Source organism: Klebsiella sp. KPN54798, from assembly GCF_021184225.1.
In the GTDB taxonomy this organism is placed as follows: Bacteria; Pseudomonadota; Gammaproteobacteria; order Enterobacterales; family Enterobacteriaceae; genus Klebsiella; species Klebsiella pneumoniae.
Map to the genome: position 1 here is coordinate 5306797 of NZ_CP089234.1, position 22814 is coordinate 5329610.

A 22814-nucleotide genomic window follows, 5' to 3' on the forward strand; every position below is an offset into this window, starting at 1 on the left:
TTTGTTACTGGGGTTGCAGGGTGTTGCTACTACTTGAAAGCATCATCGCTGAGCCTTTCTGCATCCTTGCAACCTCACGCAACTGATCCATACGCTGCTGGTGCTTAGCATTTAAAACCGCTTGCTGCTCTGGCGTAAGCAGGTGGTACATCTGGTTGCGAACCTTAGCCATCTCGACCTGGCGGGCAACCTGTTCCTGCGCCATCTTTTCTGCCTGAGCGCGCACAGCGTTTTCATCAAAATTTTCTGCGGTGACAAGGCGATGCATTGTCTCCATTTCGCTAACATTAACGGGGAGCCTGTCGTGGCGTGCCCGTTGCATAAGATCCCGTAACTGCTGACGTTGCTGCTCGGTTAAACTTATGCCGTCAAACATATGGCTTTGGCTACCGCGCTGTCCCCCGTCGTCTCCGGGGAGCCAGTTAACGCTGGTAACGACTTCAGCGGCCTGGCTATATGCACTTAGCGCCAGCGTTGAGGCCATGACGGCAGCGATAACATTGCGCATCACATACTCCCAAAACGTTTGTGTCGCGATTCAACGAGAGACAGTCTACGATTCAGGCTGCAAACATGCGTCAGGGGGTGTAAAACAACGTAAAGTCATGGATTAGCGGGCCTTGATGACGTAATTTCTGCCTCGGAGGTATTTAAACAATGAATAAAATCCTGTTAGTTGATGATGACCGGGAGCTCACCTCCCTGTTAAAAGAGCTGCTCGATATGGAAGGTTTTAACGTGCTGGTGGCCCATGATGGGGAACAGGCGCTGGCCCTTCTGGACGACAGCGTTGATTTATTGCTGCTCGACGTGATGATGCCGAAGAAAAACGGTATTGATACGCTGAAAGAGCTGCGTCAGACACACCAGACTCCGGTTATCATGCTAACAGCGCGCGGAAGCGAGCTGGATCGCGTTCTCGGCCTCGAGCTGGGCGCGGATGACTATTTGCCTAAGCCATTCAACGATCGCGAGCTGGTGGCCCGTATACGCGCGATTCTGCGCCGTTCCCACTGGAGCGAGCAGCAGCAGACGACCGAAGCCGGCTCACCAACCCTGGAAGTGGATGCCTTAAGCCTCAATCCGGGCCGTCAGGAAGCCAATTTCGATGGCCAGACGCTGGAGCTCACCGGCACCGAGTTCACCCTGCTCTATCTGTTAGCGCAGCATCTCGGTCAGGTAGTCTCCCGTGAGCATTTAAGCCAGGAAGTGTTAGGCAAGCGCCTGACGCCGTTCGACCGCGCCATCGATATGCATATTTCCAACCTGCGGCGTAAGCTGCCGGAGCGCAAAGATGGCCATCCGTGGTTTAAAACGCTGCGTGGCCGCGGGTATCTGATGGTTTCCGCTTCATGATTGGAAGTTTGACTGCACGCATCTTCGCCATCTTCTGGCTCACGCTGGCGCTGGTGTTGATGCTGGTGCTGATGTTGCCCAAACTGGATTCCCGGCAGATGACCGAGCTGCTGGAAAGCGAGCAGCGTCAGGGCATCATGATCGAGCAGCACGTCGAGGCCGAGCTGGCCAACGATCCGCCAAACGACCTGATGTGGTGGCGTCGTTTGTTTCGCGCCATCGATAAATGGGCGCCTCCGGGACAACGCCTGCTGCTGGTGACCAGCGAAGGCCGCGTGATCGGCGCAGAACGCAACGAAATGCAGATCATTCGTAACTTTATCGGCCAGGCCGATAACGCCGATCATCCGCAGAAAAAACGCTATGGCCGCCTGGAAATGGTGGGCCCGTTTTCCGTCCGGGACGGGGAGGATAACTATCAGCTCTATCTGATTCGTCCCGCCAGCACCTCACAATCCGACTTTATTAACCTGCTGTTTGACCGGCCGCTGCTGCTGCTGATCGTCACGATGCTGGTCAGCGCCCCGCTGCTGCTGTGGCTGGCGTGGAGCCTGGCGAAACCGGCGCGTAAGCTGAAAAATGCCGCCGATGAAGTCGCCCAGGGCAACCTGCGCCAGCATCCGGAGCTGGAAGCCGGGCCGCAGGAGTTTTTAGCCGCTGGCGCCAGTTTTAACCAGATGGTGACGGCCCTGGAGCGGATGATGACCAGCCAGCAGCGGCTGCTGTCCGATATCTCGCACGAGCTGCGCACGCCGCTTACGCGCCTGCAATTAGGTACCGCCCTGCTGCGTCGCCGCAGCGGAGAGAGCAAGGAGCTGGAGCGTATCGAAACTGAAGCGCACCGGCTGGACAGCATGATCAACGACCTGCTGGTGATGTCGCGCAATCAGGCGAAAAACGCCCTGGTCAGCGAGACGGTGAAAGCCAATCAGCTATGGAACGAAGTGTTGGACAATGCGGCGTTTGAAGCTGAGCAGATGGGGAAATCTTTCACCGTTGAGTATCCGCCGGGCCCATGGCCGCTGTACGGTAACCCCAATGCGCTGGAAAGCGCGCTGGAGAATATCGTGCGCAACGCCCTGCGCTACTCGCATACGAAAATTTCCGTCAGCTTCTCGGTGGATAAAGACGGGATTACGGTTAACGTCGATGACGACGGCCCGGGAGTCAGCCCGGAGGATCGCGAACAGATTTTCCGGCCATTCTACCGGACCGACGAGGCGCGCGACCGCGAGTCCGGCGGCACCGGCCTGGGGCTGGCGATTGTCGAAACCGCTATTCAGCAGCACCGCGGCTGGGTGAAGGCCGACGACAGCCCGCTGGGTGGTCTGCGTTTAACAATCTGGCTGCCGCTGTATAAACGAACCTGACGCCGACCCGGCCTGCGCTGTGCGGCGCTGCGCCGGGAGCATCCCGGGAATACTTAATATGGGGATTATTTCCCCATAATCTCCGCGAACTATCCTCTATCTTGCCGCTTAAACGCCGTTTCTGCATCGTTCGGCTCCAGCTAACAGACAGGCCCGCTGCCGACAATAAGCGGTGGTACTGATCATCATCAAACGGCATCTGCCAGGCAATCGCCCCGGCCTCATGAACGCTGACATCACTCAGCCGGGAAACCAGCTCGAGCGGCGCATCGCTGGAAACTTGCCCTCCGGCAATCACCCGGTACAGCCAGCCGGTTTTTCCGCTGTTTTGCATCAGCTGCGCCATATCATTGATCGCAAAATGAAAGTTGAGCTTGAAGCACGGCGATCGCGGCTGGGTGACCTGGATCAGCGCCTCGCCCCAGCGAAAGATATCGCCGATATAAACGTTTTGCTCGGTAAGCCCGGTGGTGGAGAGGTTTTCGCCGAACGCCGGCGCGCAGAACCGCTCGGCCTGCTGGGGGAAGTCACGGATCCAGTCGGCATAGTGTTCGCGCGGATAATGACACAGCGCGCGGTCCGGCCCGCCGTGGATTTTCTTCTCCGCCTGCTGGTCCCCATCGAGACCGAGATCGCCGAGCTGCAATTCTCCGTCGACCTGGATTTTGTCGATCGCGCTGGGGCGACTGCCCGCGTAGTCCCTGATTTTGCCGACAAAGACATTCACCGGATAATGCATGGCTGCTCTCCTTGCTACAGATATAAAAAAAGCGAGTCATCAGACTCGCTTCTCTTTTAGCGCAATGCAACCTTATTTTTTGGCGGCAAAACGCGCTGCAGCTTCGTCCCAGTTCACTACGTCCCAGAAGGCTTTGATGTAGTCCGGGCGGCGGTTCTGGAATTTCAGGTAGTAAGCGTGTTCCCAGACGTCCAGGCCGATAATCGGGAAGCCGGAAGCGCCGGAAATGGCTTCGCCCATCAGCGGGGAATCCTGGTTGGCGGTGGAGACAACGGCCAGTTTGTCACCTTTCAGGACCAGCCACGCCCAGCCGGAGCCGAAACGGGTAGCAGCGGCTTTTTCGAATTCCGCTTTGAAGTTCTCCACGGAACCGAAATCGCGCTCGATAGCCGCTTTCAGGTCGCCCTGCAGGGTGGTACCGGTTTTCAGGCCTTTCCAGAACAGGCTGTGGTTCGCGTGGCCGCCGGCGTTGTTACGCAGTACGGTTTTTTTGTCAGCCGGCAGCTGATCCAGCTTGGTAATCAGCTCTTCAGCGGACAGGTTAGCGAACTCCGGCAGGCTTTCCAGCGCGGCGTTGGCATTGTTCACGTAGGTCTGGTGGTGTTTAGTGTGATGGATCTCCATCGTCTGCTTGTCGAAGTGCGGTTCCAGAGCATCGTAAGCGTAAGGCAGGGATGGCAGGGTATAGCTCATAATCATCTCCATTATTGTCGAGCGGCTCAAGTGTTAACGCCGCGTAAGCAGTTTGTCCATTATAGTTAATTAAATGGTATTGAAAATGCTTATCAATGCCGTATTTTTCATATGGATATAACCAGAAGAAATACCCGTCGTTTTGTGATGTAGAACAACTAATTAAGCCCATGGTTGCCAGGGTTCGCCATCCTGTGGCAACGTCCTGAAGGCGGCCAAAGCGGCCAATTTTTACACTCATCCCATCGGAAGCCGCCGTCTCCGATAAAAAAAGATGAGGATAAAATCAATGAACCACGCGATTACGATGGGTATTTTTTGGCATTTGATAGGGGCCGCCAGTGCCGCCTGTTTCTATGCCCCGTTCAAGAAAGTAAAACACTGGTCGTGGGAAACCATGTGGTCGGTCGGGGGATCGTCTCCTGGCTGATTCTGCCCTGGGCCATCAGCGCCACGCTGTTACCCGACTTCTGGGCCTACTACCGCTCTTTTAGCGCCTCCACGCTGCTGCCGGTCTTTCTGTTCGGCGCCATGTGGGGCATTGGTAATATCAACTATGGCCTGACCATGCGCTATCTTGGCATGTCGATGGGGATTGGCATCGCCATTGGCATCACGCTGATTGTCGGCACGCTGATGACGCCGATTATTAACGGTCAGTTTGCAGTGCTGATGCACACCCAGGGCGGTCAAATGACGCTGCTCGGCGTGCTGGTGGCGGTGATTGGCGTCGGCATCGTCACCCGCGCAGGCCAGCTGAAAGAGCGCAAAATGGGCATCAAAGCCGAAGAGTTCAATCTGAAGAAAGGGCTTCTGCTGGCGGTAATGTGCGGTATCTTCTCCGCAGGGATGTCGTTCGCGATGAACGCCGCCAAACCGATGCATGATGCCGCCGCGGCGCTCGACGTCGACCCGCTGTACGCAGCGCTGCCAAGCTACGTGGTGATTATGGGCGGCGGGGCGCTGGTTAACCTTGGCTTCTGCTTTATTCGTCTGGCGAAAGTGAAGAACCTGTCAGTCAAAGCCGATTTCTCGCTGGCCAAACCGCTTATCATCAGCAACCTTCTGCTCTCCGCCCTCGGCGGTCTGATGTGGTATCTCCAGTTCTTCTTCTATGCCTGGGGCCACGCCAGCATTCCGGCGCAGTATGATTATATGAGCTGGATGCTGCACATGAGTTTCTACGTGCTGTGCGGCGGTGTGGTGGGTCTGGTGCTGAAGGAGTGGAACAACGCCGGCCGTCGTCCGGTGAGCGTACTGAGCCTCGGCTGCGTGGTGATTATCATCGCCGCCAATATCGTCGGTCTGGGAATGGCCAGTTAATCACCGGATCATCTGCCTGACAACGACGCTCTTCAGGCGGCGGCGCGACTGCGCTGCCGCCATTGCCCCGGTGACATGCCGATTTCCCGGCTAAAAACCACCGAAAAGTAGTTACTGTCCTCAAAGCCGCACTGCATGGCGATATCGCCGATTAAGCGCTCGGTATGCTGCAGCAGATACTGCGCATGGCAGATCCGCAGCTGGCGTAAATAGTGATTGATGGTCATCCCGGTTTGCTGGCGAAACTGCTGGCGAAGCGCCCGCTCGCTGCCGCCCTCCTGCTCGCAGAAACGCTCCAGAACAAAGGGGCGGCTAAGGCTGGCCGCCAGCGCGGCCAGCAGTTTGTCCAGCAGCGCTTCGCGCTGCGTCGCCGCGGGATCATCCGTCGCGTAGCGATGGCGCTGCAACGTCAGCGCCAGCTGGGCAAAAAGCAGTTCGGCCATCGCATTTCCCTGCGCGTCGCGCCGGGCGCACTCATGCTCAAGCTGGCTAATCACCTGGCGCGCCTGCGCCATACCTGTGCTGCCCATGCGCCAGTGGGGCTTCCACGGCGTGCCGAAGAGGCCAGGGATCGCCCCGGCCCAGTCAAAATTGAGCTGCAGCCGCTCCGGGCAATAGATGATGTTCTGCAGAACCAGATCGTTAACGGAAGCATAGGAGTGTTTATCTTCGGCGCGAATGTAGAACAGATCGCCGCGGGTAATGCGCCAGGGACGATCGTTAAGGACGTGCAGCCCGTTGCCTCGCCACACCAGCACCAGCTCGCAGAACTCATGGGTATGTTCGGCAAAGACATTTTGCGGGTAGCGGTCTGCCACCGCCACTGCCTGTGTGGCGGAAGGGAAAAACTCCTCTTTACGTAAAATCAGACCGGCCACGGCTCACACTCCAAACGCGGATAACGGCGCATTATTCGCGTTTTTAGTCTGCAATACGTTGACTCTTCTCGCGTTACTGAAGAATGGCGTCGCGCCCCTGACGGATATCGCGCGGCGACCAGTCGAACTCCCGGCGAAAAAGCGTCGAAAAGTGGTTACTGTCGCCGAAGCCGCAGCGATAAGCGATATCAGTCACGCTTTCATCGCTGTGGCGCAGCAGATGGCGGGCTTTCATCAGGCGCACCCGATTAAGATAGCGCTGTGGCGTCAGACCGGTCTGCTGCTTCAGCTGGCGGTGCAGCGTACGCAGCGACAGCGAAAACTGCGCCGCCACCTCCTCCCAGCAGATCTCCTGCGCAAAATGGTCTTCGAGCCAGGCCAACAGCTGATTCAGCCGCGCATCGTTGTTGGTGGCCTCTTCCGCAAGGCTGCTTTTACGTAACAGCACCAGCAGCTGCATAAACAGGATCTCACGGCTGGCGACGGCATGAGTATCCGTATCGCTCCCCACGGCCTCGATCTGCGCCACGATATGCCGCACCTGTTGCAGGACGGTTTGATTCACCCGCCAGTGCGAGGGGTAGTTTCCTTCCTGTTCCTGGGGCAATAGTTGACTGACCCCGGCGAGAAAGCGAAACGCATCCGGCGCGCGATAGAGCACATTGGTCAGACACAGATTATCCGTGTGCTCGTAAAGATGGCGGTCGTGATCGCGGATAAAACAGACCGAACCGCCGCCAATGGTGTAGGGCTGGCCATTGAAGACGTGAATACCCGATCCCTGCTCCACGATAACTATTTCATGGAAATCATGGTGATGTTCCGGAAAGGCCGACTGAGGGAGGCGGGGTTCAATAGCCACCGTCGAGATCCCGGCCTTAAAGAAATCCGTACTGTGCAATATGGTCATGATGCCACCCTCGTAATGAGAAAAATTATCAGTCACCGGCTGATAGTAATGAAGGGTTGGCTATCCGGCCTTCAATTTTTGACCGCGAAATTCGTAAATCCTGCCGCTTTTTCAAGAATCAGCCGGAAAGATGCGGAACTGCGGAGGCCATCACATCCCCCTCGCCATCCCCTAAAACCGCAAACTGTGATGTCCCTCACGGTCACCTTTGCTTTCTTGCCAGCGGCCAGTTTTGGCTGTCCGTAGCGAGAAGGTGTCAGTAAACGGCCTTTTTTAGACTGCGGACAATGATTTTAAGAAGGATCGTTTCATGAGTATTCGTCATTGTGTCGCTGTCGATTTAGGCGCCTCCAGCGGGCGGGTGATGCTCGCCAGCTATCAGCCCGGGCCGCGCGCCCTGACGCTGCGCGAAATTCATCGCTTCACCAATAGTCTGCAGAAAGTAGACGGCTTCGACTGCTGGGATGTAGATAGCCTGGAAGGCGAGATCCGCCGCGGGCTGGAGAAAGTGTGTGAGCAGGGCATTCTGATAGACAGTATCGGCATCGATACCTGGGGGGTAGATTATGTCCTGCTGGATAAGCAGGGCCAGCGCGTCGGGCTGCCGATTTCCTATCGTGACGACCGCACCCAGGGCCTGCTGCGTCACGCTGAAGCGCAGCTGGGCCGGGCGGAAATCTATCGCCGCAGCGGCATTCAGTTTTTGCCGTTTAACACGCTTTATCAGCTGCGCGCGCTGGTGGAGCAGCAGCCGGAGCTGGTCAGTCAGGCTGCCCATGCCCTGCTGATCCCCGACTATTTCAGCTTCCGCCTGACCGGCAATCTGAACTGGGAATATACCAACGCCACCACCACCCAGCTGGTCAACATTAACAGCGATAGCTGGGATGAGACGTTGCTGAACTGGACCGGCGCGCCGTTGGCGTGGTTCGGAAAGCCGACCCACCCCGGCAATGTGATAGGCCACTGGATCTGCCCGCAGGGTAACCGAATTCCGGTAGTCGCTGTCGCCAGCCACGACACCGCCAGCGCGGTGATCGCCTCCCCGCTGGCCGACCGCCATGCCGCCTATCTCTCCTCCGGCACCTGGTCGCTGATGGGGTTTGAAAGCCTGACGCCGTACACCTGCGACGCGGCGCTGCAGGCCAATATCACCAACGAAGGCGGAGCCGAAGGCCGCTATCGGGTGCTGAAAAATATCATGGGCCTGTGGCTGCTGCAGCGGGTGCTAAAAGAGCAAAACGTCAGCGATCTGCAGGGGCTGATCGCCCGCACCGCCGCGCTACCGGCGTGCCGCTTCATAATTGACTGCAACGATGACCGCTTTATCAACCCGGCCAGTATGAGCGCCGAGATCCAGGCCGCCTGTCGCGACGCCGGGCAGCCGGTTCCTGAAAGCGATGCCGAACTGGCGCGCTGCATTTTCGACAGCCTGGCGCTGCTCTACGCCCGGGTGCTTAACGAGCTGGCGGCGCTGCGCGGCCACCCCTTCAGCCAGCTGCATATCGTCGGCGGCGGCTGTCAGAACACGCTGCTCAACCAGCTGTGCGCTGACGCCTGCGGGATCGCCGTCGTGGCCGGCCCGATAGAGGCCTCCACCCTCGGCAATATCGGCATCCAGTTAATGACCCTCGACGAGCTGGCCAATGTCGATGAGTTTCGTCAGGTAGTGCGCGGCAACGCGGCGCTCACCACTTTTACCCCCAATCCTGATAGTGAAATTGCCCGTTTCGTGGCGCAGTTTCAGCCACAACAGACCAAGGAGCTTTGCGCATGACCACTCAACTTGAACAAGCCTGGGAAATTGCTAAGCAGCGCTACGCCGCCGTCGGCGTGGATGTCGAGGAGGCCCTGCGCCAGCTGGACCGTCTGCCCGTCTCCATGCACTGCTGGCAGGGTGACGACGTCGCCGGTTTCGAAAACCCGGCGGGAAGCCTGACCGGTGGCATCCAGGCGACCGGCAACTACCCGGGCAAAGCGCGCAATGCAGAAGAACTCCGCGCCGACCTTGAGCAGGCGCTGAGCCTGATCCCGGGGCCAAAGCGTCTCAATCTGCACGCTATTTACCTGGAATCCGACGCGCCGGTAGCCCGCAATGAGATTAAGCCGGAGCACTTTAAAAACTGGGTTACGTGGGCGAAAGCCAACAAACTGGGGCTGGATTTCAACCCCTCCTGCTTCTCGCATCCGCTGAGCGCCGACGGCTTTACCCTGTCGCACGCCAACGATGAGATCCGCCAGTTCTGGATCGACCACTGCAAAGCCAGCCGCCGCGTATCCGCTTATTTTGGCGAACAGCTGGGCACGCCGTCGGTGATGAATATCTGGGTGCCGGACGGCATGAAGGATATTACCGTTGACCGCTTCGCCCCGCGCCAGCGGCTGCTGAACGCCCTGGATGAGGTGATCAGCGAGAAGCTCGACCCGGCGCACCATATCGACGCCGTGGAGAGCAAGCTGTTCGGCATCGGCGCCGAAAGCTACACCGTCGGCTCCAACGAGTTCTATATGGGTTACGCCACCAGCCGTCAGACGGCGCTGTGCCTCGATGCCGGCCACTTCCATCCGACGGAAGTGATCTCCGACAAGATCTCCGCCGCCATGCTCTACATCCCGCGCCTGCTGCTGCACGTCAGCCGCCCGGTGCGCTGGGACAGCGACCACGTGGTGCTGCTGGATGATGAAACCCAGGCCATCGCCAGCGAAATCATTCGCCATAACCTGTTTGACCGCGTGCACATCGGCCTCGACTTCTTCGATGCCTCCATCAACCGCATCGCGGCCTGGGTGATTGGCACCCGCAATATGAAAAAAGCGCTGCTGCGCGCCCTGCTGGAACCGACCGCCCAGCTGCGCCAGCTGGAGAACGATGGCGATTACACCGCCCGCCTGGCGCTGCTCGAAGAGCAGAAATCGCTGCCGTGGCAGGCCATCTGGGAGATGTACTGTCAGCGTCACGACACGCCGGCGGGCAGCCAGTGGCTGGACAGCGTACGGGCTTATGAGAATGCGGTTCTGAGCCAGCGCGGGTAATGCACGAGCTTCCCCGGGTCGCGGCTGACGCCTTACCCGGGCTACGAACCGGTAGCCCGGATAAGCCGTTTACGGCGCAATCCGGGGGCACGCACATATTTAGGGTGAGGGGGTCAACCCCGCACCGAATCAACAGGAAAGACAAGACTATGCAGACCATTATCGACGCCTGGTTCGTCCAGGGCATGATCAAAGCCACCTCCGACGCCTGGCTGAAAGGCTGGGACGAACGCAACGGCGGCAACCTGACGCTGCGTCTGGATGAAGCGGATATCGAACCTTACGCGGCGGATTTCCACGCCCAACCGCGCTATATCGCCCTCAGCCAGCCGATGCCAACCCTGGCCAACCAGCCGTTTATCGTCACCGGCTCCGGCAAATTCTTCCGTAACGTCCAGCTCGACCCGGCCGCTAACCTCGGCATGGTGAAGGTCGACAGCGACGGCGCGGGATACCATATCCTGTGGGGCCTGACGGAGGATGCCGTCCCGACCTCCGAGCTGCCGGCACACTTCCTGTCGCACAGCGAGCGCATCAAACTGACCGGCGGCAAAGACCGGGTGATCATGCACTGCCATGCCACCAACCTGATCGCCCTGACCTATGTTCTGGAGAACCACAGCGATCTTTTCACCCGTAAGCTGTGGGAAGGTAGCACCGAATGTCTGGTGGTCTTCCCGGATGGCGTCGGCATTCTGCCGTGGATGGTGCCGGGCACCGATGAAATCGGCCAGGCAACCGCCGAAACCATGCAAAAACACTCGCTTGTGCTGTGGCCGTTCCACGGCGTCTTCGGCAGCGGCCCCACGCTGGATGAGACCTTCGGCCTGATCGATACCGCCGAGAAGTCCGCCGAAGTGCTGGTGAAAGTCTTGTCGATGGGCGGGATGAAGCAGACCATCACCCGCGACGAGCTTATCGCCCTTGGCAAACGCTTCAACGTGCAGCCGCTGCAGTCCGCTTTAGATCTTTATCCATAACAACATCGCGCCCCGCTCACCGAGACGGGGCGAAATATCACCTGCAAACCCTACAAAACTAACTCATGTGGAGTAAAAGCAATGAAAACAAAGACAAGCTTGATCCTCACCGTTGCCGCCCTGGCGTTGTCCGGTTCCGCCTTAGCCGAAGTTAAAATCGCCCTTGTGGCGAAATCGCTGGGAAATGGCTTCTTCGAAGCCGCCAACGTTGGCGCCCAACAGGCAGCCAAGGAGTTAGGTGATGTCAAAGTGATCTACACCGGCCCGACCACTACCACCGCCGAGGCGCAGATCGACGTGCTGAACGGGTTGATCGCCCAGGGGGTGGATGCGATCGCCATTTCCGCCAACGATCCGGACGCGGTGGTGCCGGTGCTGAAAAAAGCGATGCAGCGCGGCATCAAGGTGGTCTCATGGGACTCCGGCGTGGCGCCGGCAGGCCGTCAGATCCATCTTAACCCCTCAAATAACGCCTTAATTGGCGAAACCAACGTCAAGCTTGCCGCCGATGCGCTGCAGGCGCTGAACGTTGAGAAAGGCGAGGTGGCCGTGTTAAGCGCCACCCCAACCTCCACGAACCAGAACATCTGGATTGAGGAGATGAAAAAGGTGCTACCGCAGTATCCGTCGGTGCAGCTGGTCACCGTCGCCTACGGTGACGATCTGTCGGATAAAAGCTACCGCGAAGCGGTGGGTCTGCTGAAATCATATCCGGACCTGAAAGTCATTGTCTCGCCGTCGTCGGTGGGGATTGTTGCCGCCGCGCAGGCGGTGAAGGACCAGGGCAAAATCGGCAAAGTGTATGTCACCGGGCTGGGGCTGCCGTCGGAAATGGCCGGCGCGATCAAGTCCGGCGCCAGCAAAAGCTTCGCCATCTGGAACCCGATTGACCTGGGTTACGCCGCCACCTATCTGGCCGACGATTTAGTCAAAGGCACGGCGACCAAAACCGAAGCCAGTATGGGCAAGCTGGGCAAAGTGAAGCTGGACGCCGAGGGGAATGGCGCGATGGCCAAGCCGTTTGTCTACGATGCGAACAACATCGATAAGTTCTCGAAAATTTTCTAATCCTTGTTCCCTCACCCCGGCCCTCTCCCGGAGGGAGAGGGGAACGGCTGGCCCTCTGCGCGATGCGGCCAGCGGACGCCGGACCGTTCCCTCGCCCCTGTGGGGAGGGTTAGGGTGAGGGGTGATTTTTGTGGAGAACTATCATGTCAGCATCAACGCCACTGCTGTCGCTGAAGGGATCACCAAGATTTTTCCCGGTGTGCGCGCCCTTGAGAACGTGCAGCTTGATCTCTGGCCCGGCAAAGTGACCGCCTTAATTGGCGAAAACGGCGCGGGGAAATCCACGCTGGTCAAAGTGATGACCGGTATTTATCAGCCCGAAGAGGGCGAGATCCTCTATAAAGCGATCCCCATTCATCTGCCAACGCCGGAGTCGGCGCATAAGGTAGGGATCACCGCCATTCACCAGGAAACCGTGCTGTTTGACGAACTCTCGGTCAGCGAAAACATTTTCGTCGGCCAGTATCTGTATAAGGGACTGCTCAAAACGCTCGACTGGCCGGCGATGCACCGCAGAGCCAACGAGATCCTCACCCGGCTGGAAGTCCAGATCGACCCGCGAGCCACGCTGAAAACCCTCAGCATCGCCCAGCGTCACATGGTGGCGATTGCCCGGGCGCTGGCTTTCGACGCCCAGGTGGTGATCCTCGATGAGCCGACCGCCGCGCTTTCCCAGCATGAAATCCTCGAGTTTTATCACATCGTTGAGCGTCTGAAGCAGGACGGCAAAGCGATCCTGTTTATCTCGCATAAGTTCGATGAAATCTTCGAGCTGGCCGATTATTACACCATCCTGCGCGATGGGGTGTACGTCAGCTCCGGGGCGATAAGCGACATCACCGAAGAGCGGATGGTGTCGATGATGGTGGGCCGGGCGATCAGCCAAACCTACCCGAAAGTCGACTGCACACCCGGAGAAACGGTGCTGGAGGTGACCGATCTCTGTCATCCTACCGAGTTTGCCCATATCAGCTTCCGCCTGCGCAAGGGAGAAATTCTCGGCTTTTACGGCCTGGTGGGCGCCGGACGCACCGAGCTGATGCAGGCGCTCTCCGGTGTCTCGCGCCCCTCCTCCGGCGAGATCCGCCTGAACGGCAGAACCATGCGCTTTCACCAGCCCGCCGACGCCATCCGCGCGGGCATCGTCTGCGTGCCGGAAGAGCGGCAGAAACAGGGAGCGATCATCGCCCTGCCTATCGCCCAGAACATCAGTTTACCGCAGCTCAGCAAGCTCAACCCTAACGGCGTCCTGAACGACGCCCGGGAATGGCGGCTGGCCGACGAGTACGCCTCGCGCCTGCAGGTAAAAGCCTTCAGCTGGCGGCAGCCGGTGGAGACCCTCTCCGGCGGCAACCAGCAGAAAGTGGTGATTGGCAAATGGCTGGCGACCCAGCCCGAGGTGATCATTCTCGATGAGCCGACCAAAGGCATCGATATCGGCTCAAAGGCCGCCGTGCATCAGTTTATGTCCGAGTTGGTCAGCCAGGGGCTGGCGGTGATTATGGTGTCGTCAGAGCTGCCGGAAGTGATGGGCATGGCCGACCGGATTATCGTAATGCACGAAGGGCTGATGGTCGCCGAGTACCGGGCCGGGGAAGCGACGGCGGAAACCATCGTTAGCGCCGCCAGCGGCATCGGCCAGGAGGCGGCATGATGGGACACGCATGGCTGAAACATCGCGAAGCGCTGCTGGCGGTGGTCATCATTTTGATGATCGGCGCCATCGGCAGCCGGGCGCCGTCGTTCGTTTCACCGGGCAATCTGGTGGAGATGTTTAACGATACCGCCATCCTTATCATCCTCGCCCTCGGCCAGATGATGGTGTTGCTCACCAAAGGCATTGATCTGTCGATGGCTGCCAACCTGGCGCTGACCGGGATGATCGTCGCCCTGCTTAACGCCCACTATCCGGGTATTCCGGTGGTGGCGCTGCTGGCGCTGGCGACTCTGCTGGGCCTGCTGATGGGAGTAATTAACGGCCTGCTGGTCTGGCGCCTCGGCATTCCCGCCATTGTGGTGACCCTGGGCACCATGAGCATTTATCGCGGCATTATCTTCCTGCTGACTGACGGCGGCTGGGTTAACTCACATCAGATGAGTGCTGATTTTCTCAGTCTGCCGCGCAGCCCCCTCCTTGGGCTGCCGCTACTGAGCTGGTGCGCCATCGCCGCGCTGCTGCTGGTGGGTTATTTCCTGCGCTACAGCCGCACCGGCCGGGCCTTATACACCGCGGGCGGCAACGCGACGGCGGCATACTACACCGGCATTAACGCCGGAAAAATGCAGTTCGTCAGCTTCTGTCTCTCCGGCGCGCTGGCCGGCTTCTGCGGCTATCTGTGGATCTCGCGCTTCGCCGTCGCCTATGTCGACGTCGCCAACGGTTTTGAACTCCAGGTGGTCGCCGCCTGCGTGATCGGCGGTATCAGCACCATGGGCGGAAGCGGACGGGTGCTGGGCTGCCTGTGCGGCGCGCTGTTCCTCGGGGTCATTAATAACGCCCTGCCAGTGATCGGCATCTCGCCCTTCTGGCAGATGGCGATTTCCGGGGCGGTGATCGTCATGGCGGTGCTGCTCAACGAGCGCGGCAATCGCGGTCACGGGCGGTTAATCCTGCGCAACGCGGCGTTAGCCCGACAGAAACAGGCGGTGAAATCATGAGCAAAATGATGGTATCTGAAGAGATGAAAAACGCCCCGGCCGCGCCGTCGCCGCTGCGCCGCCTGCTGTGCTGGGAAGGGTTTTTACTGGCGGTCACCCTGGCGGTATTTATCGGCAACGCCGTGGCTTCCCCGTACTTCCTCAATATCTGGAACCTGTCGGACGCCACCTTTACCTTTACCGAGAAGGCGATCGTCGTCCTGCCGATGGCGATGCTGATTATCGCCCGGGAAATCGATCTGTCGGTAGCCTCGACGATGGCGCTCAGCTCAACGGTGATGGGCTTCTGCGCGGCAGCGGGGATGGACACTCCGCTGCTGGTGGTCATCGGCCTGGGCGTAGGTCTGCTGTGCGGCCTGTTCAACGGCTTGCTGGTGACCCGCTTTAACCTGTCGTCCATTGTGATCACCATCGGCACCATGAGCCTGTATCGCGGCATCACCTATATCCTGCTGGGCGATCAGGCACTCAATCACTATCCGGAGAGCTTTGCCTGGTTCGGCCAGGGGTACGTGTGGGGGGCGCTCTCTTTTGAGTTTGCGCTGTTTATCCTCCTCGCGGCCGCCTTCACCTTCCTGCTGCATAAAACCAACTTTGGTCGCCGGACCTACGCCATCGGCAATAACCCGACCGGCGCCTGGTTCTCTGGGATCAACGTTAAGCGTCATAACCTGGTGCTGTTCGCGCTGGTTGGGCTGATGGCCGGGCTGGCGGCGGTCCTGCTGACCTCACGGCTCGGCAGTACCCGCCCCACCCTGGCGATGGGCTGGGAGCTGGCGGTTGTCACCATGGCGGTGCTCGGCGGCGTCAATATTCTCGGCGGCTCCGGCAGCATGCCCGGGGTGATCATCGCCGCCTTTCTGATGGGGCTGGTGACCTTCGGCCTGAGCCTGCTGAACGTCCCCGGCATCGTGATGTCGGTGATTATCGGCGCCATGCTGATCGTGGTGATCTCCCTGCCGATTATTACCCGGCGGATGATGCAGCGAAGACGATGTTAATTTCCCCCTCACCCTGGCCCCCTCCCTGCGGGAGAAGGTCGGGGTGAGGGGAAACGGATTTCCCAAAATCAACATTAAGGAGAATTATCATGAGTTTTATGTTGGCACTACCTAAAATCAGCCTCCACGGCGCAGGCGCGATCGGTGATATGGTCAAGCTGGTAGCGGGCAAACAGTGGGGCAAGGCGCTGATCGTCACCGACGGTCAGCTGGTGAAGCTGGGCCTGCTGGACAGCCTGTTCGCCGCGCTGGATGAACAGCAGATGGCTTATCAGCTATTTGACGAGGTATTCCCCAACCCCACCGAAGCGCTGGTGCAGCAAGGCTATGCGGCTTACCAGGCGGCCCGCTGCGATTACCTGATCGCCTTCGGCGGCGGTAGCCCGATTGATACCGCCAAAGCGATAAAAATCCTCACCGCCAACCCAGGCCTCTCCACCGCCTACTCCGGCGTCGGCAAAGTGAAAAACGCTGGCGTGCCGCTGGTGGCCATCAATACCACCGCCGGCACGGCGGCGGAGATGACCAGCAACGCGGTAATTATCGATAGCGAGCGGCAGGTGAAAGAGGTGATTATCGACCCGAACCTGATCCCGGATATCGCCGTCGACGACGCCAGCGTGATGCTCGACATTCCGCCAGCCGTTACCGCCGCCACCGGCATGGATGCCCTGACCCACGCCATCGAGGCCTTTGTCTCCGTTGGCGCCCATCCGCTGACCGACGCCAACGCCCTCGAGGCCATTCGTCTGATTAACCTGTGGCTGCCGAAAGCGGTAGACGATGGGCACGATCTGCAGGCCCGCGAGCAGATGGCCTTTGGCCAGTATCTGGCAGGCATGGCGTTCAACAGCGCCGGTCTCGGGCTGGTACATGCCCTGGCCCATCAGCCTGGCGCCACCCACAACCTGCCGCACGGGGTATGCAACGCCATCCTGCTGCCGATCATCGAAAACTTTAACCGCCCGAACGCGGTGGCGCGCTTTGCCCGCGTGGCGCAGGCGATGGGCGTCGATACTCGCGGCATGAGCGATGAAGCTGCCAGCATGGAGGCCATCAATGCCATCCGCACGCTGAGCAAACGCGTAGGGATCCCCCAGGGTTTTAGCCAGCTTGGCGTCAGCAAAGCCGATATCGAAGGCTGGCTGGATAAAGCGCTGGCCGACCCATGCGCGCCGTGTAACCCGCGCCCCGCCAGCCGCGATGAGGTTCGCGAGCTCTATCTGGAGGCCTTATGATCCGTAAAGCCTTCGTCATGCAGGTGAACCCCGACGCGCACGAGGAGTACCAGCGCCGCCATAACCCCATCTGGCCGGAGCTGGAGGCAGTGTTGAAGGATCACGGCGCGCACCACTACGCCATCTATCTCGATAAAGAACGCCATCTCCTGTTCGCGACGGTGGAGATTGAATCGGAAGCCCGCTGGGAAGCGGTCGCCAGCACGGAAGTATGCCAGCGTTGGTGGAAATACATGCGCGAGGTGATGCCCAGCAACTCGGACAACAGCCCGCTGAGCGCGGAGCTCAAAGAAGTGTTTTATCTGGCGTAAAAATAACTGGCCTCCCTCCAGACGGGAGGCCGGTCGATTAAACGGTCATTGCATTATCGCGCAGCGGCTCGGTTTTCATCTTACCCGCTAACGTAAACGCGGAGATTAAGGTGACGGTCAGGGCAATACCGCCGAGGATCATATAGGTATCCTGAAAGCCGATCCGATCGTACATATTGCCGGCGAAAGCGGAGAGAAAGATCGCCGCCACCTGCTTGGCGAACTGGAAGCCCACCAGATAAATGGTCGCCGACAGCCGGACGTCAAACACGCCGGTGATGTATTTAAAGGCGCCCACCAGCAGGAACGGCACCTCCAGCGCATGGAGCATTTTCAACGCTACGACTTCCGCGGCGGTGGTGGCGAAGGAAGAGCCAATCATTCTTGCCGCCATCACCATCCCGGCGATCAGCAGGGTATTCTTCGCTCCGATACGGTTAATAATCCACGGCGAGCTGAACATAATGATGGCGTTACATATTTCTCCCGCGGTGGTGGCGAAACCAAAGGCGCGGGTGCCCGCTTCCGGGGTCGCGAAGAACGATTTGAAGAAGGTGGCGAACTGCTGATCGAAAACGTCATACACGCAGGCCACGCCGATAACATACAGAATAAACATCCACATCTTACGCTGGCGGAACATGCGCACCGCCGTTTTTAAATCGATCGCCGGGCGATTGGCGCCGAGCGAATCCATCACCTGCGCGGACTGACTGGCCTGCGGTTTGGCGATGGCCACCAGCACCACCAGCAGCAGCGCGGCGGCTGACCCCATCCAGAACACCCATTCGGGATTAATGCTGAACAGCATTCCGGCGGTAGTCGCGCACAGCGCCCATCCCAGGCAGCCAAAGGTGCGCGCCTTGCCGTATTCAAACCCGCTGTTGCGGCTTACCCGTTCGATATAGGCCTCCATCGCGCCGGCGCCTGCGGAGAATGCAAAGCCGATATAGGCGCCGCCGCTCAGCGCCCCGAGCCAGATATTGGTTTTCAGCAGCGGAGCGAAAACATAAAGGAAGAAGGGAGCAATCAGCACCAGCAGAACGGTCACGATCCACATCAGGTGTTTTTTCAGCCCCAGCTTGTCAGAGATCACTCCGAGGATCGGCTGGAAACAGATGGCGAACAGCGACAGGCTGGAGAAAACGAGGCCGGTTTCGGTTTTATTCAGGCCGATGACGTCCGACAGCCAGATCGGCAGAAACGGAAAGCAGGTGGCCATGATGAAGAAGTAGAGAAAGAAGAACAGCCCGAAAATCCAGAAGTTGGGGTTGTTTTTGTGGGTACAGACGGTCGGGTTCATTATATTTTCCTCAAGAAGGGCCGCAGCGCAGCCCGATACCATCACACGCGTTGCAGACCAATCAGAATGGCGCTTTCCGGGTCGAGGATGGGTAGCGCCAGCCCCGCCTGCTGCAGCCACTCACCGCTCACCGTCTGCGGCGTCGTCATCCATGCCGGCAGCTTCCGCATGGTGTGGCCGCCCTCACCGGTGATCTGAATGTTCGGATGATCGAGGAGCGTCACCTGATAGCGGGCGCTCGCCTCCAGGCCCGCCAGGCGCAGGGGCGCCATCAGGGTGTAGTCCGGCATCGCCAGCTGGCTAACGAGGAAGATCGCCTGCGCTTCATCCGGGCTGACGACGCCATGGGCAAGGGTGGTGGCGTCCGGCATATCTATTCGCCACTGCACGCCGTGATGGATCACGTCGCGCCACTGTTTATGCAGGGCCGCATATTTTCGGTATCCGGCGCGCTCTTCTTCATCGGCGCTCACCGGATCCAGCTCAAGGCCCATATGACCGAACAGCGCCGTCAGGCCGCGGAAGGCGATACTATGCTGGCGGAAGGTGGCATGACAGTGGCGATTGCCAATATGCGCGCCCATTACCTCGGGTGGAAAGAAGTAGCTCATGCCGCGCTGGATGGTGTTGCGCTCAAGGGCGTCATTGTTGTCAGAAGCCCAGAAGCGATGGCTGCGTTTGAGGACTTCATAATCGATCCGTCCGCCGCCGGAGGAGCAGGATTCAAATTCAATGTGCGGGAAACGGGCCACCAGCGTATCCAGCAGGCGGTAAAACTGGCGCGTTTGCGCGTCTGCAGCGGCGCGTCCCTGATGCCCAGGCTGCACCAACTCGCGGTTCATATCCCACTTCACGTAGTCCACCGCATGCTCGCCCAGCAGCCAGCTCATCCGCTCCAGCAGATAATCAAACGCTTCGGGAATGTTGAGGTTCAGGACAAACTGATGGCGGCCGGTCAGCGGGGTATAGCCCGGCAGCGCCAGCACCCAGTCCGGGTGCGCCCGGTACAGATCGGAATCCGGGTTAATCATTTCCGGCTCCACCCAGATACCGAATTCCATACCCAGAGACTTCACGTGATCGATAACCGGCGTCAGGCCGTAGGGGTATTTTTTCTCATCGAGATACCAGTCGCCAAGCGCCGCCCAGTCGTCGTTGCGCCCTTTAAACCAGCCGTCATCGATAATAAAGCGCTCGACGCCCAGGGCCGCCGCTTCGTCGGCCATACGCATGATGTAGTCCGGGTCGTGGTCGAAATAGATCCCCTCCCAGGTGTTGAGATGCACCGGGCGCGGTTTGTTGCCCGGGAAACGAATAATCCGTTCGCGCAGATAACGATGGAACTGCTGGCTCATGCCGTTCAGCCCATTCGCCGAGTAGCTGGCATACAGGTACGGCGTCCACAAGGTTTCCCCTTCCGCCAGCGCCATTTCACCCGGCAGATAGAGCGCCTCGGCCTGCAGATAGCGACGGCCATCGGTTTTCACCTCCGCCCGCAGGCGATGGTTACCGCTCCAGGCCAGATGCACGCCCCAGACTTCACCCTGCATCTCGCTAAAGGCGCGGCTGCCGGTGATCAGGGCCGGGAAATGTTCGTGAGAGGTGCGCCCGCGGCGGTTCTCCAGCACAAAGCTGTCGTGCTCCAGCGTCAGGCGATGAGGCTGAAACTCGCGGATCCAGCGGCCATGGAAAGCCATCACCTCGCGAGCGCGTTCGGCGACCGGCAGCGTGACCGCCAGGCGATCCACCTGCCATGGGCTGGCGCGCAGATTGGTCACGCCATGGCGCACGCTCAGCACGCCGCTGGCATCCAACGCGATCTCGCTCTGCAGGCGCAGGCCGGCCTGCGGATCTTCGCTGACCAGGGTCAGCGTCTGGCCCTTGTGCCGCACTTCGCTGGTGGTGAACAGCGGAGAGGCATCCAGCCCCTGACGATGGCCTTCAATGCCCGGCGCGCCAAACAGACCATGGCCCAGCTCCGCCATTAAGGTCACTGGCGAATCGACATCCAGTCTGCCGTTGGCGACCGGGCGCGTCAGGCTGTCGGCATCCTGCGGCGAAAAGTGGCTTAAATGCGGTCCCCAGTAGACAATTTCGGCGAAAGGGCGGGTTTTAATCACAACATCGGCACCGGCGCTTTGCAGGTGAATCAGCGAATCAGACATCAGACATCTCCATCACAAGGAATGTCTTACTGTTGATCCGAAACGTTTCGGATGCCAACCAAAACGTTTCGGATCCGTGATCGGCTTCAGAATTACGGGTTAAAAAGGGGTAAGATCAGGCGGTTTCACCCGGGATAAATTCCGGCTGCCATAGCACCTGCAGCGTGGCGAGATCCTCCCCGGCGATTAAGCGACGCACCATATCGGCAATCTGCCTTCCCACGCCCTGGCGCGTGGACTGGATCACCGCGGCGACATCGGTCTCAATGATGCTGTCCTGCGGCAGCCCGTCGTATACCACCAGGGCGACACGGTTGTCGCCGGTTAAACGCCCCAGGTGGGCGAGCGCCATCGCGGCGCCATCGCCATGGGTGTTGCAGTCGGTGATAATCGCGGTAGGCGGCTCAGGCAGACGCAGCAGCTCCAGCGTGGCCTGATAGCCGCCGCGGCGCGTCGCCGGCACGCTACGCAGCCATGCATCGGATAACCCCGCCTCGCGCAGGGCATCGAGGTAGCCGTTACGCCTTTGCAAAATAAACGCCTGATTGTTGTTCTCGCCCAGCAGAGCGATACGCTGGTGGCCCTGTTGAATCAGATGGCGGGTGGCACGGCAGGTGCCGGCATAGTTATCGAAATCAAACCAGGCGTAGGGCTGCGCCAGGCGGCTACGGCCGAGCGCCAGAAACGGAAAGCCGGAGGCCTGCAGCTGCGCCAGCCGCGGATCGTCATCCAGAGTATGGGCCACGATTAATGCATCGACGCGACGGCCCTGCACCATGCGCATATAGCCATGTTTATCCGCCTGCTCATCATCGGCGATCAGCAACAAATCAATGTCATGGCGCGCCAGCTCATGGCTGATCTCCCCGACCATCTCGAGAAAAACGTTATTGTTGAGCGGCGCGGGGCGGACAGGAAAGACGAGACCAACGGCATCGATGGTGCCCATTTTCAGACGGCGGGCGAAAGTGTTGGGGCGATAGCCCCGGCGCTGCGCTTCAGCCTCAACCCGGGCGCGGGTCTCCTGCGACACATCGTCGTAGCCGTTCAACGCCCGGCTGACGGTCGTGACGGAGATCCCAAGTTGTTTGGCAATGGCTTTCAGCGACATAAAAATCCCTGTTTTCGCATAGGAAAGCTAGTTTCCCGCAATATGGCTATGACGTCCAGCGAGCGCGCGTCCCCCGCCGACGCGATGTCAGTTTTGCTCAGCGATCAGCAGGGCCTGCGTATCCGGCTCCAGCGCCTGAAAAACATGCTCCTGATCCGCCGGGTAGCAGATATAGTCGCCCTCGCCGAGCTCTTCCGGCGCCGACGTCAGCCCTACCCGCGCCCGCCCCTGGGTGACGATAATATGTTCCACCGAGCCTGGCGGATGCGGATGCGAAATGCGGTCGGCGCCGGGCTGGGTGAGCAGCAAATAGATGTCCCGACGCGCGCCGGGCGGACAGGCGGCCAGCAAAATGGCCTGATAGTTCGCCTGCTCTGCCACCACTTTGGTCCCCTCGCCGCGGCGGATCACCTGCGTTTTGTTCACCTGCGGCTCAAGCAGCCTGGCAAATGGAATATCCAGCGCTACGCAGAGCGACCACAGCGTTTCCAGACTCGGGTTGCCGTTGCCGGACTCCAGTTGCGATAGCGTGGATTTTGCGATACCCGCCCGACGCGCGACTTCCGCCAGCGAAAGCCCGGTCCGCGCCCGCTCCCGCACCAGACTTTTGGCGATAACGCTGATTGGCTGTGTCATACCCGCCCCTTGTTTTTTATATCGAACAATTCGTTCGCCTT

The 22814-nt window shown here is 59.4% G+C and carries 18 protein-coding genes and 3 pseudogenes; 12 read left to right on the forward strand and 9 right to left on the reverse strand.

The genetic code is table 11. The annotated features are described in order from the left end of the window. Nucleotides 1-4 precede the first annotated feature (4 nt). Nucleotides 5-508: a cell-envelope stress modulator CpxP gene (cpxP, locus tag LPQ25_RS25430; protein WP_002882903.1), complete on the reverse strand. Its 504-nt coding sequence runs from the start codon at nt 506-508 to the stop codon at nt 5-7. A 149-nt stretch (nt 509-657) separates the two neighbouring features. On the opposite strand from cpxP, the gene cpxR reads away from it, so the two are divergent. Next, entirely contained in the window at nt 658-1356 is a 699-nt protein-coding gene (cpxR, locus tag LPQ25_RS25435) for an envelope stress response regulator transcription factor CpxR (protein WP_002882901.1), read from the forward strand. Further along, nucleotides 1353-2726 (forward strand): envelope stress sensor histidine kinase CpxA, encoded by a 1374-nt coding sequence (gene cpxA / locus LPQ25_RS25440; RefSeq protein WP_002882898.1) that lies wholly within the window; start codon nt 1353-1355, stop codon nt 2724-2726. The genes cpxR and cpxA overlap by 4 nt, the downstream gene beginning before the upstream one ends. 70 nt (nt 2727-2796) lie before the next feature. Here cpxA and yiiM read toward each other — a convergent pair. Together yiiM and sodA are read right to left on the reverse strand one after the other, a co-directional pair. Then, nucleotides 2797-3465: pseudogene (gene yiiM / locus LPQ25_RS25445) on the reverse strand (6-hydroxyaminopurine reductase); the annotation flags it as partial. A gap of 72 nt (nt 3466-3537) precedes the next feature. Next, entirely contained in the window at nt 3538-4158 is a 621-nt protein-coding gene (gene sodA / locus LPQ25_RS25450; protein ID WP_002882894.1) for a superoxide dismutase [Mn], read from the reverse strand. Nucleotides 4159-4465: 307 nt separating this feature from the next. On the opposite strand from sodA, the pseudogene rhaT reads away from it, so the two are divergent. Further along, a pseudogene (gene rhaT, locus LPQ25_RS25455) lies at nt 4466-5481 on the forward strand (L-rhamnose/proton symporter RhaT). Between the two features lie 32 nt (nt 5482-5513). Here the strand turns inward: rhaT and rhaR are convergent. Together rhaR and rhaS (LPQ25_RS25465) are read right to left on the reverse strand one after the other, a co-directional pair. Next, on the reverse strand, nt 5514-6359 hold the full coding sequence (gene rhaR, locus LPQ25_RS25460; RefSeq protein WP_002882891.1) for an HTH-type transcriptional activator RhaR: 846 nt from the start codon (nt 6357-6359) through the stop codon (nt 5514-5516). Between the two features lie 73 nt (nt 6360-6432). Then, the gene (gene rhaS / locus LPQ25_RS25465) at nt 6433-7269 is read right to left on the reverse strand and encodes an HTH-type transcriptional activator RhaS (protein WP_002882888.1); all 837 of its coding nucleotides are present in this window, start codon (nt 7267-7269) and stop codon (nt 6433-6435) included. A 310-nt stretch (nt 7270-7579) separates the two neighbouring features. On the opposite strand from rhaS (LPQ25_RS25465), the gene rhaB reads away from it, so the two are divergent. The 9 genes and pseudogenes from rhaB to rhaM all read left to right on the forward strand — a co-directional run bounded on the left by rhaB (nt 7580) and on the right by rhaM (nt 17558). Next, complete coding sequence (gene rhaB / locus LPQ25_RS25470) at nt 7580-9046, forward strand: rhamnulokinase (protein ID WP_002882885.1); 1467 nt, start codon at nt 7580-7582, stop codon at nt 9044-9046. Further along, nucleotides 9043-10302, forward strand: a complete 1260-nt coding sequence (gene rhaA / locus LPQ25_RS25475) for an L-rhamnose isomerase (RefSeq protein ID WP_004150375.1) — start codon at nt 9043-9045, stop codon at nt 10300-10302. Before rhaB ends, rhaA begins: the two co-directional genes overlap by 4 nt. 149 nt (nt 10303-10451) lie before the next feature. Beyond that, on the forward strand, nt 10452-11282 hold the full coding sequence (gene rhaD, locus LPQ25_RS25480; protein WP_012737101.1) for a rhamnulose-1-phosphate aldolase: 831 nt from the start codon (nt 10452-10454) through the stop codon (nt 11280-11282). A gap of 81 nt (nt 11283-11363) precedes the next feature. Further along, nucleotides 11364-12350, forward strand: a complete 987-nt coding sequence (gene rhaS, locus LPQ25_RS25485) for a rhamnose ABC transporter substrate-binding protein (protein WP_012737100.1) — start codon at nt 11364-11366, stop codon at nt 12348-12350. A gap of 143 nt (nt 12351-12493) precedes the next feature. Beyond that, nucleotides 12494-14004, forward strand: a pseudogene (locus LPQ25_RS25490) (sugar ABC transporter ATP-binding protein). Then, nucleotides 14001-15008, forward strand: a complete 1008-nt coding sequence (locus LPQ25_RS25495) for an ABC transporter permease (RefSeq protein WP_004220853.1) — start codon at nt 14001-14003, stop codon at nt 15006-15008. The pseudogene LPQ25_RS25490 and the gene LPQ25_RS25495 overlap by 4 nt, the downstream one beginning before the upstream one ends. Beyond that, complete coding sequence (locus tag LPQ25_RS25500; RefSeq protein WP_002882873.1) at nt 15005-16009, forward strand: ABC transporter permease; 1005 nt, start codon at nt 15005-15007, stop codon at nt 16007-16009. Before LPQ25_RS25495 ends, LPQ25_RS25500 begins: the two co-directional genes overlap by 4 nt. 89 nt (nt 16010-16098) lie before the next feature. After that, a complete protein-coding gene (gene fucO, locus LPQ25_RS25505; RefSeq protein WP_012737099.1) occupies nt 16099-17247 on the forward strand; it encodes a lactaldehyde reductase in 1149 nt (382 codons plus the stop codon). Next, on the forward strand, nt 17244-17558 hold the full coding sequence (gene rhaM / locus LPQ25_RS25510; protein ID WP_012737098.1) for an L-rhamnose mutarotase: 315 nt from the start codon (nt 17244-17246) through the stop codon (nt 17556-17558). Before fucO ends, rhaM begins: the two co-directional genes overlap by 4 nt. Nucleotides 17559-17595: 37 nt before the next feature. Here the strand turns inward: rhaM and LPQ25_RS25515 are convergent, their stop codons facing one another. From LPQ25_RS25515 to LPQ25_RS25530, 4 genes are all read right to left on the reverse strand, one after another. Further along, a complete protein-coding gene (locus LPQ25_RS25515) occupies nt 17596-18861 on the reverse strand; it encodes an MFS transporter (RefSeq protein WP_014908121.1) in 1266 nt (421 codons plus the stop codon). A 41-nt stretch (nt 18862-18902) separates the two neighbouring features. Continuing rightward, nucleotides 18903-21026, reverse strand: coding sequence for an alpha-galactosidase (locus tag LPQ25_RS25520; RefSeq protein WP_048336822.1), 2124 nt, complete (start codon nt 21024-21026; stop codon nt 18903-18905). Between the two features lie 115 nt (nt 21027-21141). Further along, a complete protein-coding gene (locus LPQ25_RS25525; protein WP_002882866.1) occupies nt 21142-22137 on the reverse strand; it encodes a substrate-binding domain-containing protein in 996 nt (331 codons plus the stop codon). Nucleotides 22138-22224: 87 nt separating this feature from the next. Continuing rightward, the gene (locus LPQ25_RS25530) at nt 22225-22773 is read right to left on the reverse strand and encodes a helix-turn-helix domain-containing protein (protein ID WP_002882865.1); all 549 of its coding nucleotides are present in this window, start codon (nt 22771-22773) and stop codon (nt 22225-22227) included. Nucleotides 22774-22814 lie beyond the last annotated feature (41 nt).